A 15,736-nucleotide genomic window follows, 5' to 3' on the forward strand; every position below is an offset into this window, starting at 1 on the left:
AAACCCTGTGACGTGGGCGCCCCCGGCCGGGATCATGGGGGGCATGTCCGGATCGCTGCCGCTCGTCGTCCGCGGCTCGGTCTCCGTCCCGGAGGCCGAGCTCCAGTGGCGTTTCTCCAGGTCGTCCGGGCCGGGCGGCCAGCATGTGAACACCTCCGACAGCCAGGTGGAGCTGCGCTTCGACCTGGCCGCCACGGAGTGCCTGCCGCCGGTGTGGAAGGAACGAGCCCTGGAGCGCCTCGCGTCCCGCCTGGTGGGCGGTGTGGTGGTGGTACGGGCCTCGGAGCACCGCTCGCAGTGGCGGAACCGGGAGACGGCGCTGACGCGTCTCGCGGCGCTGCTCGCGGAGGCCACCGCGCCGCCGCCGAGGGTGCGCCGGCCGACGAAGATCCCGCGCGGGATCAACGAGCGGCGACTGCGGGAGAAGAAGCAGCGCGGCGAGACCAAGCGCGGGCGCGACCCGCGGGGCTGGAACTGAGCCGTGCGGGCCGGGTGGCACCGGGCCCGTGCGGGGCGCCGGCGTCAGCTCAGGTGCCGGTAGCGGCCGCGGAAGTACACCAGGGGCGCCCCGTCGGCGCTGGGCGTGCGGGCGGTCAGCACCCGTCCGACGACCAGGGTGTGGTCGCCCGCCGTCACGCGCTGCTCGGTCTCGCACTCCAGGACCGCCAGGCCGCCGCCGAGGACGGGGGCGCCGGACGCCTCGCCGCGGTAGTAGGCCACGTCCTCGAACAGCAGGCGGTCGCTGATGCGGCCGCGCATCGCGAAGCGCCCGGCGATGTGCCGCTGGCTCTCGCTGAGCAGGGAGACGGCCCACCGCGGGCAGCGCTCCAGCACGTCGTCCATCCGGGAGTCCTCGCGCAGGCTCACCAGCACCATGGGCGGGTCCAGGGAGACCGAGATGAAGGCGGTCGCGGTCATGCCGACGTCCTCGCCGTTCGGGCCGTCCTCGGGGTCGTGGGCGGTCACGAGGACGACACCCGCGGCGAGTCGGCTCAGGGCGGCGCGGAAGGCTTCGCCGTCCACGACCGGGAGCTCTGGCTCAGGACCGTCGGGCACGGTCCCAGGATGCGGGATGCGGGGCGGGGAGGTGGTTGACTGTGGCACGCCACGACGCTAGCCGTACCGGCGCCGCACCCGCATCGGACTTCGGATCGAGCCTGGTCCTAGGACCTCCCCCCGCACCCCGGTTCCGCTGTCCTACCCCCGCTCACCTGGCCGCTTGTGTTCAATGGGTGAAGGCAATCCCCTGGCGAGCCCTACGCTGCGTGATCGGAACACGACAATCATCTGTGACTTGAGTCACAGGTGGCATGAATTGTTGACCCTGTGTACCGGTCGTGGTGCTCGCTGTGATTCAGTTGCGGTGGGAATCGGACCACAACGGACCACAAGCAGTCTCAGGAGTTGTCGTCGAGGGCCCGGGAGAGCGCATGGACACCGAGTCGGAGCCGTATGTCCGTCTCGCGACCCTGCGCCAGGTGCACCAGGTGGTGGCGGACCTCAACACCGGGCGCAGCCTCGCCGACACCCTGCAGGCGGTCGCCGACGGGGTGGTCAAGGGCCTGGGCTTCGAGCTGGCCGTGGTCAACCTGGTCCGCCCGGACGGCGACCTGGTGGTCGCCGCCGTCGCGGGAAGCGCCGCCGCCGAGGCCCTGATGGCCGGACGCGTGGGCTCGCGCGCCTCCTGGGAGCGCCGGCTGACCATGGGCGAGCGCTGGGGCAACCTGCGCTTCATACCCCACCACGAGGGCTGGGTGCTGGACGGTGACGACGTCCCCGGCTGGCCGGGCGACGGACCGCTGCCCCGCTTCCCCGACGAGTGGCATCCCGAGGACCGGCTGATCGCCCCGATGTACGCCAACCCCTCCGGGGCCGGCGAACTGATCGGCGTGATCTCCGTGGACCGCCCGGTCGGCGGCCGCCGTCCCGGCCCCTGGGGCCGCGAGGCGCTGCAGATGTACGCCTTCCAGGCCGCCATCGCGATCAGCAACGCGCGTCTACGGGCAAATATGCAGCGCGCGCTGGTCCGTCTGGAACGCGAGCAGCAGGCGCTGCGGGCCAGCGAGGAGAGCTTCCGGCAGGCCTTCGAGTACGCCCCCAGCGGCATGGCCATCGCCGAGATGGGCGGGGACCAGCACGGCAAGCTGGTGCGGACCAACGACGCGCTGTGCCGGCTGCTCGGGCGTCCCGCGGCCCTGCTGCGCCGCCACTCCTTCTCCGACCTGGTCCACCCCGAGGACGTCGGCGTCCTGCTGCGCACCAGCGCCGAGGGCGGCCGCGCCGAACTGCGGCTGCAGCGCCGCGACGGCTCCTACCTGTGGGTGAGCCTGCGCAACTCCGTCGTCGCCGACACCGCCGACGGACCGCGCTTCCTGCTCACCCACGTCGAGGACATCGAGGAGCGCAAGGGCCGCGAACTGGCCCTCGCCCACCGCGCCAGCCACGACTCGCTCACCGGCCTGCCCAACAGCGCCGAACTGCGCGCCCGGCTGTCCGGACGCATCTGCTCCCGGCCGCAGGCCCCGGACGCCGACGGCCACACCGCGGCGGACGCGGGCGGCGACGAGTTCGCGTACAGCTACGGCTTCGACCCGATCGAGGGCGGCGTGCCCCCGCTGGCCGGCTACGACCACCACACGCACACCCTCCCGCCCGCCGACGACCCCGAGGGCGGCAAGGGCCTCGCGGTGCTCTTCTGCGACCTGGACGGCTTCAAGTCGATCAACGACCGGTTCGGCCACCACACCGGCGACGCGGTCCTCATCGAGGTCGCCCGCCGGCTCACCAGCGCCGTGCGGGACGGTGACACCGTTGCCAGACTCGGCGGCGACGAGTTCGTCGTCCTCGCCGACGGCCTGGGCCGCGAGGACGCCGAGGACCTCGCCGTGCGGCTGCGGAACGCGATCATCCCCCCGATCCGCTTCGAGGGGCGCGCGGTCCGGGTCGGGGCGAGCTTCGGCATCGGCTGGGCGGGCTGCGGCATGACCGCCGACGAGGTGCTGCACTCCGCCGACCAGCGCATGTACATCGAGAAGCGCTCCCGCAACGGCACGCGCAGCCACCGCCGCGCGGGCTGAACGGCCGCGTCCACCGCCCCCGGCTCGTCCTCCGGAACAGGGCCCACGTCCAACCTGCGGAGTACCCGGGATCGCTCTGCCGGTTGACTCCCGCACGCATCCACCGTGCCTACGCTGGGTTACGTGCAGCGCCTCTACGACTTCCTCCGCCGGCACCCGACCTGGGTCGACACCTTCTGGGCCGTCGCCCTGCTCGGGCTGTCGTGCCTGTGGATGGCGACGGGGGACCTCGGCACGGACTCGCGGGCGACGGCCGCCGCGCTGTGCGTGGCGCTGTCCCTGGTGGTGGCGCTGCGCCGCAGGGCGCCGGAGCGGATGCTGCTGGTGGCGATCGCGGTCGGCGTCCTGCAGCTGGTCGCCGACGTCCGGATCAATCCGGGCGACTTCGCCCTGCTCGTGATCATCTACACCGTCGCCGCGAACGGCGCCCTGTGGGCCTCCCGGCTGGCGCTCGTCGGCGGCCTCCTGGCCTCCCCCATAGCGTCGGTGCGCTGGCCCAGCGCGCAGCAGAGCGGCTGGAGCCAGGTCGTCGGGGCGTTCTTCCTGGCCATCCCCTTCGCCCTGGCCTGGGTCATCGGCGACAGCCTGCGCACCCGCCGCGCCTACTACGCGGAGCTGGAGGAGCGGGCGGCCCGCCTCCAGCGCGAACGCGAGGCCCAGTCCAAGGCCGCGGTGGCGGCCGAGCGCGCCCGGATCGCCCGCGAGCTGCACGATGTCGTCGCGCACAACGTGTCGGTCATGGTGGTCCAGGCCGACGGCGCCGCCTATGTGCTGGACGCCTCGCCCGAGCAGGCCAAGCAGGCCCTGGAGACCATCTCCAGCACCGGCCGCCAGGCGCTCACCGAGATGCGCCGGCTGCTGGGCCTGCTGCGCGCCGGGGACGCCGTCGGCGGGGAGTACGTGCCGCAGCCCGGCGTCGACCAGCTCGGCGACCTCGTCGAGCAGGTGCGCGGCGCGGGGCTGCCGGTGGTCTTCGAGGTGGAGGGCGACTCCCGCCCGCTGGCCAGCGGCGTGGAGCTCACCGCGTACCGGATCGTCCAGGAGGCCCTGACCAACACCCGCAAGCACGGCGGCCCCGACGTGCGGGCCAATGTGCGGCTCACCTTCCGCGACAGCGAACTGGCCCTGCTGATCGAGGACGACGGGCGCGGCGCCCAGCAGGACCTGTACGAGTCGGGCGGCGAGGACGGGCAGGGCCAGGGCCTGATCGGCATGCGTGAGCGGGTCGGCATGGTCGCCGGCACCCTCGACGCCGGCCCGCGGCCCGGCGGCGGCTTCCGGATCAGCGCCGTACTGCCCGTGAAGGCCGCGCGGTAGCGGCGATGTGACCGATGTGACCGACGTGACGCCGTGCCGGGAACGGCCGGCACGGACCGGACAGCGCACGACCAGACACAGGGAAAGAGGCACCGGTACCCATGGCGATCCGCGTGATGCTCGTCGACGACCAGGTGCTGCTGCGCACCGGCTTCCGCATGGTGCTGCAGGCGCAGCCGGACATGGAGGTCGTCGCCGAGGCGGGTGACGGCGCGGAGGCGGTGGAGACGCTGCGCACCGCCGCGGTGGACGTCGTGCTGATGGACGTCCGCATGCCGAAGCTCGACGGGGTGGAGGCGACCCGGCTGATCTGCGCGGCCCCGGACGGCACCGGGGCCCGCGGCCGGGAGCCCGGCGACGGCCCCCGGGTGCTGATCCTGACCACCTTCGACCTCGACGAGTACGCCTTCTCCGCGCTCAAGGCGGGCGCCAGCGGCTTCATGCTCAAGGACGTCCCGCCGGACGAGCTGCTGGCCGCCATCCGCGCCGTCCACAGCGGCGACGCGGTCGTGGCGCCCAGCACCACCCGCCGGCTGCTGGACCGCTTCACGCCCCTGCTGCCGAGCGTGTCCCAGCCCAGCCACAAGGAGCTGGACCGGCTGACCGACCGCGAGCGGGAGGTGCTGCTGCTGGTCGCCCAGGGCCTGTCCAACGGGGAGATCGCCGCGAAACTGGTGCTGAGCGAGGCGACCGTGAAGACCCACGTCGGCCGCATCCTCACCAAGCTCGGCCTGCGCGACCGCGTCCAGGCCGTGGTGCTGGCCTACGAGACCGGCCTCGTCCGGGCCGGCGGCGGCGCGGCCTAGCCGGGCCTGTACGTCGCCGTCGAGGACGGTGGCCGGTTCCAGAGGACCGTGCCGGGCGGCACGGCGGTTCGACGGGCGGCCACATCGTTGGGCAAAGACGCGGGGCGATGAGACGCGGCACCGGCGCGCACCGACCGCGCCCTCGCGCGTACGAACGGCTGGGGCCCCGCGGCCGCGCGGGAGTCCGTGGGCGGGCTCGTGGCACTGCCGGCCGACCGCGCGGTCACCGGGGGACACCCCAGACCGTTCCGGGGGCCTTGGCGGACGTCGAGCGTCGTCCCGGCGACGCGGAGTCGCGGGTCGCCGGGCTCGACGGCGAGCACGCCGCGGCGGCCGTCGCCGGGTTCCCGGGCGGGCGGGTGGCCCGCCCGGTCGCTCCGCACATCCCCGCCAATCTGCCGCCCGGCGGCCACCGACCGTGCCCTCGGCCTCTCCCGCAGAGCGCCCGCACCCTGGGCTGCCGGGGCGTCCAGGAGCGGGCTACGACTCCTTGCGGACCTCGCGCACGTAGCCGAGGAAGTCGTCCACGGCCCCGGCGACGTCGTCCGCGTCCCACTCCAGGGCGGAGGCGGCGACCGTCACCTCGGTCATCGACGTCCCCGGCGCCTCGCCCGCGGACCAGCGTCCGAAGAGCGCGTTGCGGGTCTCCTCCGCCTGCCGCACGCCCGCCTCGTTGAGCACCTCGGGCGCCTCGAGCAGCCACACCTGGAACTGGTGGGTGTGCGGCACGTCCGGGTGCACCCGGGCCCACCCGGCCTGCGTCAGGCTCCGGCGCAGGGCCGCGGCGACCGTCTTGGCGTGGGCCACGTACTCCGGCAGCCGGGGCAGTTCGCGGTCCAGCCCGTCCAGCGCCGCCAGGACGGTCGGCCACTGCTGGAAGAGCAGGCCGCCGTAGCGGTGGCGCCAGGCGCGGGCCTCGGCGGCCAGTGCGGACGGCGCGGCCAGGGCGGCGCCCGCGACTCCGCCGAGGGATTTGTAGAACGACACGTAGACGCTGTCGGCGAGCCCCGCGATCTCCTCCAGCGGCTTCCCGAAGTGCGGCGGGCACTCCCACAGCCGGGCGCCGTCGAAGTGGACGACCGCGTCGCGCTCACGCGCGGCCTCCACGGTCGCCGTCAGGTCCTCCCAGGAGGGCAGGACGAAACCGGCGTCGCGCAGCGGCAGTTCCAGCATGAGCGTGCCGAAGGGCTCGTCCAGTTCGCGTATCTCCTGGGCGTCCGGCAGCCGTCGCGCGGTGGTCGGGTGCACGGTCCGCAGCCCGCTGAGCGCCGACAGCGCCCCGCGCTCGTGCCGTTCGGGGTGGGCCAGCGGGTGCAGGGCGACGGTGGGGTTGCCGGTGCGGCCCGCCCAGCAGCGCAGCGCGACCTGCTGTGCCATGGTGCCGGTCGGGAACCAGACCGCCTCCTCGGTGCCGAGCAGCCGGGCCACCCGCTGCTCCACCTCGGCCACGATGCCGTCCCCGTACATGTCGGTGGGGCCGTCCAGCCCGTCCCTGGCCGCCAGCCGGGCCAGCCGGTCCCGCATCGTCGGGTACGTGCCGTGCGACAGCACCCGGTCGCAGGCGTTGACGGCGGCGATCCGCCGCGCCTTCTCGTCGTCCGCAGAGGTCATGCCCCGATCCTGCCGTGCCGGAGGGCGCCGGGGAACATTCGCGTAGCATTGACGAGAACGTCCGGTACCCCCGCGAGGACTGGAACGGAAGGCAAGCCAGCGTGAACGCATCGCACTCCCCGGGGCCCCTGCCCCCCGACGTGGAGGCCCGCCCCGCGCGGCTCACGGTCGGCGTCGTCGGCGCGGGCCGGGTCGGTCCCACGCTCGCCGCCGCGCTGCGGATGGCCGGGCACCGCCCCGTCGCCGCGTCCGGTGTCTCCGACGCCTCCCGCCGCCGGGCCGCCGCCCTGCTGCCCGACGTGCCGCTCGTGGAGCCCGCCGAGGTGCTGGCCCGCGCCGAGCTGGTGCTGCTCACCGTCCCCGACGACGCGCTGCCGGACCTGGTGACCGGGCTCGCCGAGACCGGTGCCGTACGGCAGGGCCAGCTGCTGGTGCACACCTCAGGCCGGTACGGCACCGGTGTCCTGGCCCCGGCGCTGCGCGCGGGCGCGCTGCCGCTCGCGCTGCACCCGGCGATGACCTTCACCGGTACCTCCGTCGACGTGCAGCGGCTGGCCGGCTGCTCCTTCGGCGTCACGGCCCCGCAGGAGCTGCGGATGGCCGCCGAGGCGCTGGTCATCGAGATGGGCGGTGAGCCGGAGTGGATCGAGGAGTCCGCCCGGCCGCTCTACCACGCGGGCCTGGCCATCGGAGCCAACCACCTGGTCACCCTCGTCGCGCAGTCCATGGAACTGCTGCGCGCCTCCGGGGTCGCCGAGCCCGGCCGCATGCTCGGCCCGCTGCTCGGCGCCGCCCTCGACAACGCCCTGCGCTCCGGCGACGCCGCACTGACCGGCCCCGTGGCCCGCGGCGACGCCGGCACGGTCGCCGCCCATCTGTCCGAACTGCGCGAGCACGCGCCGGAGATGGCGGCCTCCTACCTCGCGATGGCCCGCGCCACCGCGGACCGCGCCCTGGCGGGCGGACTGCTGAAAGCCGAGTTCGCCGAGGCGCTGCTCGGCGTACTCGCCGACGGGGCCGCGGGAACCGGCGGCGGAGAACGGGGAGAGCGATGACCGAACTGGTCCACACCGCGCGCGAGCTGAGGGCGGCCGTCGAGGGCCGCTCCGGCGCGACCGGCGTCGTCATGACGATGGGCGCCCTGCACGAGGGCCACGCCACCTTGATCCGCACCGCCCGCGGGCGGGTCGGCGAGGGCACCGTGGTGGTCACCGTCTTCGTCAATCCGCTGCAGTTCGGCCCGAACGAGGACTTCGACCGCTACCCGCGCACCCTCGACGCCGACCTCAAGGTCGCCGAACAGGCGGGCGCCGACGTGGTGTTCGCCCCCTCCGTCGAGGAGGTCTACCCCGGCGGGCAGCCCCAGGTGCGCGTCGGGGCAGGGCCGATGGGCGAGCGGTACGAGGGCGCCTCCCGCCCGGGCCACTTCGACGGGATGCTCACCGTCGTCGCCAAGCTGCTCCACCTGACCCGGCCCGACGTCGCGTTCTACGGCCAGAAGGACGCCCAGCAGCTCGCGCTGATCCGGCGCATGGCCACCGACCTGAACTTCCCCGTCGAGATCGTCGGCGTCCCCACCGTGCGCGAGCCGGACGGCCTGGCCCTGTCCAGCCGCAACCGCTACCTCTCCGAGGGGGAGCGCCGCACCGCCCTGGCCCTGTCCCGCGCCCTGTTCGCCGGCCGTGACGCGGCCGGGCAGGGGCCGGAGGCCGTACGGGCCGCCGCCAGGGAAGTGCTGGACGGCGCCGAGGGCGTGGGCGTGGACTACCTCGCCCTCGCCGACCCCCGGGACTTCTCCGAGGCGTCCCCGGACCACACCGGACCCGCGGTGCTCGCCGTCGCCGCCCGGGTCGGGGCGACCCGGCTGATCGACAACCTGCCACTCGACTTCGGAGGCACCCGATGAGCACCACCGGCATACGGCTGCTCGCCCCCGCGCCCGGCTGGGCGCACGAGGCGGACGTGGTGGTGGTCGGGTCCGGCGTGGCCGGGCTGACGGTCGCGCTGCGCTGCGCCGCGCAGGGGGCCAAGGTCACCGTCGTGACCAAGGCCCATCTCGACGACGGCTCCACCCGCTGGGCCCAGGGCGGCATCGCCGCGGCCCTCGGCGAGGGCGACACCCCGGCGCAGCACCTGGACGACACCCTGGTGGCGGGCGCCGGGCTGTGCGACGAGGAGGCGGTCCGCGTCCTGGTCACCGAGGGCCCCGACGCGGTGCGGCGGCTGATGGCGACCGGTGCGCACTTCGACACCAGCGAGACCACCGGCGAGATCCTGCTGACCCGCGAGGGCGGCCACCACCGCCGCCGTATCGCGCACGCCGGCGGCGACGCGACGGGCGCGGAGATCTCCCGCGCCCTGATCGAGGCCGTGCGGGAAGCCGGGGTCCCCCATGCCGAAGGCCAGGGTGGGGTCCCCCATGCCGAAGGCCAGGGTGGGGTCCCCCATGCCGAAGGCCAGGGGAGGATCGAACTCATCGAGAACGCCCTCGTCCTGGACCTGCTCACCGACGCCGCTGGCAACACCGCCGGGGTGACCCTGCACGTCATGGGCGAGGGGCAGCGCGACGGGGTCGGCTCGGTCCGGGCCCGGGCCGTGGTGCTGGCCACCGGCGGCATGGGCCAGGTGTTCTCCGCGACGACCAACCCCTCGGTGTCGACCGGTGACGGCGTGGCGCTGGCGCTGCGCGCCGGGGCGGAGGTCTCGGACCTGGAGTTCGTGCAGTTCCACCCGACGGTGCTCTTCCTCGGCGCGGACGCGGAGGGCCAGCAGCCGCTGGTCTCCGAGGCGGTGCGCGGCGAGGGCGCCCATCTCGTGGACGCCGACGGCGTGCGCTTCATGCAGGGGCAGCACGAACTGGCCGAGCTGGCCCCGCGGGACATCGTCGCCAAGGGCATCACGCGCCGGATGCAGGAGACCGGCGCCGAGCACATGTACCTCGACGGCCGCCACTTCGGGGCCGAGATGTGGAGCAAGCGCTTCCCCACGATCCTGGCCGCCTGCCGCGCCCACGGCATCGACCCGGTGACCGAGCCGATCCCGGTCGCCCCGGCCGCGCACTACGCCTCCGGCGGGGTCCGCACCGACCTGCGCGGCCGTACGACCGTGCCGGGCCTGTACGCCTGCGGCGAGGTCGCCTGCACCGGCGTGCACGGCGCCAACCGGCTCGCGTCGAACTCCCTCCTCGAAGGGCTGGTCTTCGCGGAGCGGATCGCCGCCGACATCGCCGCGCACCCGGCCGCCCCCGGCGCCCCCGTGATCCCCGCCCCGAGCCGCTTCCCGCTGCTGCCCTCCGAGGCGCGGTACGGGATCCAGCGGATCATGACGCGCGGGGCGGGCGTGCTGCGCAGCGCCGCCAGCCTGGAGGAGGCGGCCGAAGCGCTGCACCGGATGTACGCCGACGCCGCCGAGCTGCTGGAACGCGACGGCAAGACCGCCGAGCCGTGCGTGGAGACCTGGGAGGCGTCCAACCTCTGCCTGGTCGCGCGAGTACTGGTCGAGGCCGCCCGGCGCCGCGAGGAGACCCGCGGCTGCCACTGGCGCGAGGACCGTCCCGAGCGGGACGACGCCACGTGGCGCCGGCACATCGTCGCCACCCTCGATCCCCCCGCCTCCCACGGCCTCCGGCCGGGCGGAGCGGTGCCCGCCGCACCCGCTACTCTCACCATCCGCACCACCGACACAGCGGACTTCGCCCCCGGCCCCCTGCCCGGGGGACCTCACCCGACCCGCCCTGGAACGGAGCAGCAGCGATGAGCACGCCCGACCAACCCCTCCTGCAGATCGGCGGCCCGAGCGGCGGCGGGGGCGGTGGCTGCGGTGACGGCTGCGGCTGCGGCGCCGGCGAGGAGCACGCGTACGACCCGGACGAGTGCGGTCTCGACCCGGGCCTGGCCCAGCTGCTGGCGGACGCCGGGCTGGACCCGGTACTGGTCGAGGACATCGCCCACATGGCGATCGAGGAGGACCTGGACGGCGGGGTGGACGTCACCACCGTCGCCACGATCCCCGAGGACGCCTTCGCCACCGGCGACTTCACCGCCCGTGAGGCGGGCGTGGTGGCCGGGCTGCGGGTCGCCGAGGCGATCCTGTCCGTCGTCTGCACCGACGAGTTCGAGGTCGAGCGGCACGTCGAGGACGGCGACCGGGTCGAGGCGGGCCAGGTGCTGCTCTCCGTCCGCACCCGGACGAGGGACCTGCTGACCGCCGAGCGCAGCGCGCTCAACCTGCTGTGCCGGATGTCCGGCATCGCCACCACGACCCGCCGCTGGGCGGACCTGCTGGAGGGCACGAAGACCCGGGTCCGCGACACCCGCAAGACCACCCCGGGCCTGCGCGCGCTGGAGAAGTACGCGGTGCGCTGCGGCGGCGGCGTCAACCACCGCATGTCGCTGTCGGACGCCGCCCTGGTCAAGGACAACCACGTGGTCGCCGCGGGCGGCGTCGCCGCGGCCTTCAAGGCCGTGCGGGAGGAGTTCCCCGACCTGGCCATCGAGGTCGAGGCCGACACCCTGCACCAGGTCCGCGAGGTCCTGGAGGCGGGCGCGGACCTGATCCTGCTGGACAACTTCACCCCGGCCGAGACCGAAGAGGCCGTCGCGCTGGTCGCCGGCCGCGCCGCCCTGGAGTCCTCGGGCCGGCTCACCCTGGAGACCGCCCGCGCCTACGCCGATACCGGCGTGGACTACCTGGCCGTGGGCGCGCTGACCCACTCCTCGCCGATCCTCGACATCGGTCTCGACCTGCGCGCCGCGGATGCCGCCGGTCCCGCGGGTGACGGACCGGAGCGGGACTGATGCTGCTCACCATCGACGTCGGCAACACCCACACCGTCCTGGGACTGTTCGACGGGGACGAGATCGTCGAGCACTGGCGGGTCTCCACCGACCCGCGCCGCACGGCGGACGAGCTGGCGGTCCTGATGCAGGGCCTGATGGGCATGCACCCGCTGCTCGGCGAGGAGCTCGGCGACAACATCCACGGCATCGCGATCTGCTCCACGGTCCCCTCCGTGCTGCACGAGCTGCGCGAGGTGACCCGCCGCTACTACGGCGACGTCCCCGCGGTCCTGGTGGAGCCCGGGGTCAAGACCGGCGTCCCGGTGCTCGCCGACAACCCCAAGGAAGTCGGCTCGGACCGGATCATCAACTCGCTGGCCGCCGTGCACCTGTACGGCGGCCCGTGCATCGTCGTGGACTTCGGCACGGCCACCACCTTCGACGCGGTCACCGCGCGCGGCGAGTACGCCGGCGGCGCCATCGCCCCGGGCATCGAGATCTCCGTGGACGCCCTCGGGGCGCGCGGCGCGCAGCTGCGCAAGGTCGAGCTGACCCGGCCGCGCAGCGTCATCGGCAAGAACACCATCGAGGCGATGCAGTCCGGCATCCTGTACGGCTTCGCGGGCCAGGTGGACGGCGTGACCGAGCGGATGGCCCGGGAGCTCGCGGACGACCCCGACGATGTCACCGTCATCGCCACCGGCGGCCTGGCGCCCCTGGTGCTGGGCGAGTCGGCGGCCATCGACGTCCACGAACCGTGGCTGACCCTCATCGGGCTGCGCCTGGTCTACGAGCGCAACGTCCAGGCGACCTGACGGGCGGGCGACGGCCCCGGACGGCCGCCGGCACGGCACGCCCGGGCATATCTGGTTACGCGTATTTTGTCCGCTTAGTACGTAAAGTCGGTGCATGCCCACGCCACACGGGTCCCGAGGCGGAATGGCGTTCAGCGCGGATGAACTGCGCGTGCTCCGGCGCGCCCTCTCAGCGGCCCTCCAGTCCAGCACCACGACCCCCACGCCCGACGATGTGCGGGACTATCTGCGTCTTGTCGAGGACGTGGACGAGGCGGCCCGGGAGGCCGGGCGACTGCGCACCTTCCTGCTCGCGGAGCTCGCCCGCTACCGGGCGGCGCTGCCCGGCAGCGCCGCCGGCTACCTCGAACGGCTGACCGGCGCGCTCGACACGGGCTACGTCCCCGTGCCCGACGACCTCGCGGCGTTGCGCATGCTGCGCACGCACCCGTCCTCCGAGGCCGAGACGCACCGCCGGTACGGGGTGCTGCGCCGCTGCGAGCACCTGGCGGAGCTCGACGTCCGCGCCCGCCTGGCGGCCCGCATCCCGGCGCCCGCCTCGCCGCCCGTCACGGCCCGCCCGGGGCGCACCAGGCTGCGGGCCCTGCCCGGCGGCCGGACCTCCGCCGACGACCCCGCGGAACGCGGCCGGGGCCAGGAGCCGAAGCCGGCGCCGCGGCCGGACCCGAGAACCCCGCCCGCGGATCCCGACGCCCCCGAGCGCGACGAGCCCAAGCGCAAGGTGCCGACCCCGGCGGAGATCTTCCCGCCGCGCCGCCGCACCCAGCCTCCGCCGGAACAGCTCGCCACGGGCTGATCCGGGCCGCCGGAGCGTCCCGGGCCGACCGGGCGACGGAGCCGCGCGGGGGCGTGGCTACTCTGGTCGCATGGACTACGTCTCCGCCCTCGTGCCCCCGACCGTGATGGCCATCGCGTTCACGTTCCTCATCAGGACGCTGATCAAGAGCCAGGGCGGGGCCAACAAGGCCAAGGAGGACGCGGTGGTCGACACCGCACTCGCCGCCAACGCCGCTCCCGCCGCCCCGGCCCCCCGGCCGGGCGGCGCCGAACCCCGGGCCTGACGCCCGGGGTTCTCCGGCATTCCGGGGCATTCCGCCCGATTGCCACTAGTATTCGGGTGTGCCCCGTCCCCTGGGAGACCTCGAAGACTCCGTCATGACACGGGTGTGGCGCTGGAACCGCCCGGTGACGGTACGCGAAGTGCTCGAAGATCTGCGCCGGGAGCGCTCCATCGCGTACACGACGGTCATGACCGTAATGGACAACCTTCATCAGAAGGGCTGGCTGCGCCGGGAAGCCGAAGGGCGCGCCTATCGCTATGAGGCGGTTTCCACGCGTGCCGCTTACTCCGCCGCGCTGATGCACGAGGCGTGGGCCGCGAGTGACAACCCGGCGGCGGCTCTTGTCGCCTTCTTCGGGATGATGTCGGCGGAACAGCGAGAAGCGCTCCGGGACGCAATGCGGGTCGTCCAATCCGCTGAACCCGCAGAACCCGCTGACCCCGGCGAGACGCCGGGATCGGACGGACGATAGCGTCCGTGCATGCCCGTCGCTTCAAATGACGTCACCATCCGCCGGGCGCGCACCGGTGATGTGCCGGCCGTCCGGCGACTGCTCGACGCCTATGTCCGGGACCGCATCCTGCTGGACAAGCCGACGGTCACGCTTTACGAGGACATCCAGGAGTTCTGGGTCGCCGAACGCGATCAGGACGCCGAGGTCGTGGCCTGCGGTGCCCTCCACGTCATGTGGGAGGACCTCGCCGAGGTGCGCACTCTGGCGGTCGACCCGGTCCACCACGGCAACGGCATCGGCCATCTCGTACTGGAGAAGCTGCTGCAGACCGCGCGCTGGCTGGGAGTGCGGCGAATTTTCTGCCTCACCTTCGAAGTGGACTTCTTCGTGAAGCACGGCTTCGTGCAGATCGGTGAGACGCCGGTCGACGGCGATGTCTTCGGTGAGCTGCTGCGGTCAAAGGACGAGGGTGTGGCCGAGTTCCTCGACCTCGAACGAGTGAAACCGAACACCTTGGGCAACAGCCGGATGCTGTTGCATCTCTGACGCCGCTCCCCGGGCGCCTCCAGCACAACAGTATGTCCGATACGTTCCCCGGCGGAAGACCGCGTACGGCGTGAGGGACCGGAGCAGTTCGGGCAAGGGGTTTGAGTTTTCCGGGAAAAGGCGGTTTGCTTTTACCGGTTATCCGTATTCGATGAAAGGGAAGCCGGTGGCACAGAAGGTTCAGGTCCTTCTTGTTGACGACCTCGACGGCGGCGAGGCGGATGAGACCGTGACGTTCGCACTCGATGGAGTGACTTACGAGATCGATCTCACCACCGACAACGCCGACAAGCTGCGCGGCCTGCTGAGCCCCTACGTGGACGGCGGCCGGCGCACCGGCGGCCGTGCAGGGCGTGGCCGCACCGTGAAGGCCGCCTCCCGCGGCGGCTCCGCGAGCCAGGACACCGCGAAGATCCGTGCCTGGGCCAAGGAGGCGGGCTACGAGGTCAACGACCGCGGCCGCGTCCCGGCGCAGATCCGCGAGGCGTACGAGAAGGAGCACGGCTGACCGGTCCGGCCGGTGCGCAGCCGGACCCGGTGGCAGGCGTTCGCCAGTGCGGACACCAGGGCCACCAGGCCGACGGGCCCCGTGGGGTCCCCGTCGGCCGGGCAACCCCCGACCGTCAGGGCGGGCAAGTGCGGCGCGCCCGTGTGGCTGTGCCCGCCCGTTCCGGGTGGACGCAGCCACACGGGCGCGCCGTCGTTCCGCCCGGTAAGCCCCTGCAGCGGCACCAGGTCCAGCGGGACGCCGGTCCACTCCAGCCAGTCCAGCAGGCCCGGGACCTCCGTGGCCCCGCCGGCGGCCACGTAGAACCGCATGCGCGGCCCCTCCAGCGCCACCGGCCCGGTCCTCCGGGGCGGGAAGCGGTCCAGCACCTCGTACCCGGCCGCGGCGGGCACGTCGAGGGCGTCCATGCCCGTCGTGCGCCGTGGTTCCGGGATGCGCCGGATGTCCTGAGAGGCCTGCATGTCCTGCGCAACGCCGCGGACCCGGCCGCGGTTACGAGAGCCGTCACCAGGAGTACCCGGGTGCCGGTATCCCGTCACTGTCCGTGAATTCCCCGGACGCAAGCCTGTTCGCCTGTAGCAGACAGGCGGCGCGCTTCCGGCATGGACTGTCGGTGGGAGCGGGTAAGAAATACCTAGTGGGAAGGGACGACGGGCATGTCGGACGGGCAGGGCGTTCGCCCTCGGCGTACTGGATAAAGGGCTATCCGCCTGGCCTGCGGGAACATCGTCTCGCACCATCAAGTTGTGGCTGTTGTCGACGG

General features: G+C 73.6%; 17 protein-coding genes. 14 read left to right on the forward strand and 3 right to left on the reverse strand.

Going from position 1 to position 15,736, the window contains the following annotated elements; translation table 11 throughout:
• The first annotated feature begins 34 nt into the window (after positions 1 to 34).
• Positions 35 to 478, forward strand: a complete 444-nt coding sequence (gene arfB, locus ACIP98_RS24180; RefSeq protein WP_319663558.1) for an alternative ribosome rescue aminoacyl-tRNA hydrolase ArfB — start codon at positions 35 to 37, stop codon at positions 476 to 478.
• 44 nt (positions 479 to 522) lie between these two features.
• Here arfB and ACIP98_RS24185 read toward each other — a convergent pair whose 3' ends face one another.
• On the reverse strand, positions 523 to 1,056 hold the full coding sequence (locus ACIP98_RS24185; protein ID WP_401977875.1) for a flavin reductase family protein: 534 nt from the start codon (positions 1,054 to 1,056) through the stop codon (positions 523 to 525).
• Between the two features lie 374 nt (positions 1,057 to 1,430).
• On the opposite strand from ACIP98_RS24185, the gene cdgB reads away from it, so the two are divergent.
• From cdgB to ACIP98_RS24200, 3 genes are all read left to right on the forward strand, one after another.
• The gene (cdgB, locus tag ACIP98_RS24190) at positions 1,431 to 3,077 is read left to right on the forward strand and encodes a diguanylate cyclase CdgB (RefSeq protein ID WP_319663559.1); all 1,647 of its coding nucleotides are present in this window, start codon (positions 1,431 to 1,433) and stop codon (positions 3,075 to 3,077) included.
• A 123-nt stretch (positions 3,078 to 3,200) separates the two neighbouring features.
• Entirely contained in the window at positions 3,201 to 4,394 is a 1,194-nt protein-coding gene (locus tag ACIP98_RS24195; RefSeq protein ID WP_401977922.1) for a sensor histidine kinase, read from the forward strand.
• Between the two features lie 101 nt (positions 4,395 to 4,495).
• Positions 4,496 to 5,200: a response regulator transcription factor gene (locus tag ACIP98_RS24200; protein ID WP_319663560.1), complete on the forward strand. Its 705-nt coding sequence runs from the start codon at positions 4,496 to 4,498 to the stop codon at positions 5,198 to 5,200.
• 480 nt (positions 5,201 to 5,680) lie between these two features.
• Here the strand turns inward: ACIP98_RS24200 and ACIP98_RS24205 are convergent, their stop codons facing one another.
• Complete coding sequence (locus tag ACIP98_RS24205; protein WP_319663561.1) at positions 5,681 to 6,811, reverse strand: aminotransferase class I/II-fold pyridoxal phosphate-dependent enzyme; 1,131 nt, start codon at positions 6,809 to 6,811, stop codon at positions 5,681 to 5,683.
• A gap of 101 nt (positions 6,812 to 6,912) precedes the next feature.
• Here ACIP98_RS24205 and ACIP98_RS24210 point away from each other — a divergent pair, with 101 nt between their 5' ends.
• The 10 genes from ACIP98_RS24210 (at position 6,913) to ACIP98_RS24255 (ending at position 14,973) form a co-directional block, all read left to right on the forward strand.
• Entirely contained in the window at positions 6,913 to 7,866 is a 954-nt protein-coding gene (locus ACIP98_RS24210) for a Rossmann-like and DUF2520 domain-containing protein (protein ID WP_401977877.1), read from the forward strand.
• Complete coding sequence (gene panC, locus ACIP98_RS24215; RefSeq protein WP_401977878.1) at positions 7,863 to 8,717, forward strand: pantoate--beta-alanine ligase; 855 nt, start codon at positions 7,863 to 7,865, stop codon at positions 8,715 to 8,717. Before ACIP98_RS24210 ends, panC begins: the two co-directional genes overlap by 4 nt.
• On the forward strand, positions 8,714 to 10,567 hold the full coding sequence (locus tag ACIP98_RS24220; protein ID WP_401977880.1) for an L-aspartate oxidase: 1,854 nt from the start codon (positions 8,714 to 8,716) through the stop codon (positions 10,565 to 10,567). The genes panC and ACIP98_RS24220 overlap by 4 nt, the downstream gene beginning before the upstream one ends.
• Positions 10,564 to 11,607 carry a carboxylating nicotinate-nucleotide diphosphorylase gene (gene nadC, locus ACIP98_RS24225; RefSeq protein ID WP_319663567.1) on the forward strand — a complete coding sequence of 348 codons (1,044 nt, stop codon included), beginning with the start codon at positions 10,564 to 10,566 and terminating at the stop codon, positions 11,605 to 11,607. The genes ACIP98_RS24220 and nadC overlap by 4 nt, the downstream gene beginning before the upstream one ends.
• Positions 11,607 to 12,404 carry a type III pantothenate kinase gene (locus tag ACIP98_RS24230; RefSeq protein WP_401977882.1) on the forward strand — a complete coding sequence of 266 codons (798 nt, stop codon included), beginning with the start codon at positions 11,607 to 11,609 and terminating at the stop codon, positions 12,402 to 12,404. The genes nadC and ACIP98_RS24230 overlap by 1 nt, the downstream gene beginning before the upstream one ends.
• 94 nt (positions 12,405 to 12,498) lie before the next feature.
• Positions 12,499 to 13,200, forward strand: a complete 702-nt coding sequence (locus ACIP98_RS24235) for a hypothetical protein (RefSeq protein ID WP_319663570.1) — start codon at positions 12,499 to 12,501, stop codon at positions 13,198 to 13,200.
• Between the two features lie 70 nt (positions 13,201 to 13,270).
• Positions 13,271 to 13,465, forward strand: coding sequence for a hypothetical protein (locus ACIP98_RS24240; RefSeq protein WP_401977884.1), 195 nt, complete (start codon positions 13,271 to 13,273; stop codon positions 13,463 to 13,465).
• Positions 13,466 to 13,523: 58 nt separating this feature from the next.
• Positions 13,524 to 13,937, forward strand: a complete 414-nt coding sequence (locus ACIP98_RS24245; protein ID WP_319663573.1) for a BlaI/MecI/CopY family transcriptional regulator — start codon at positions 13,524 to 13,526, stop codon at positions 13,935 to 13,937.
• A 9-nt stretch (positions 13,938 to 13,946) separates the two neighbouring features.
• Positions 13,947 to 14,465: an amino-acid N-acetyltransferase gene (locus ACIP98_RS24250; protein ID WP_319663574.1), complete on the forward strand. Its 519-nt coding sequence runs from the start codon at positions 13,947 to 13,949 to the stop codon at positions 14,463 to 14,465.
• Positions 14,466 to 14,631: 166 nt separating this feature from the next.
• Positions 14,632 to 14,973, forward strand: a complete 342-nt coding sequence (locus ACIP98_RS24255) for an Lsr2 family protein (protein ID WP_319663575.1) — start codon at positions 14,632 to 14,634, stop codon at positions 14,971 to 14,973.
• Here ACIP98_RS24255 and ACIP98_RS24260 read toward each other — a convergent pair.
• Positions 14,904 to 15,434: a hypothetical protein gene (locus ACIP98_RS24260; RefSeq protein WP_401977887.1), complete on the reverse strand. Its 531-nt coding sequence runs from the start codon at positions 15,432 to 15,434 to the stop codon at positions 14,904 to 14,906. The genes ACIP98_RS24255 and ACIP98_RS24260 overlap by 70 nt on opposite strands.
• Positions 15,435 to 15,736: the final 302 nt, after the last annotated feature.

Source organism: Streptomyces sp. NPDC088354 (assembly GCF_044753585.1).
Lineage (GTDB): Bacteria > Actinomycetota > Actinomycetes > Streptomycetales > Streptomycetaceae > Actinacidiphila.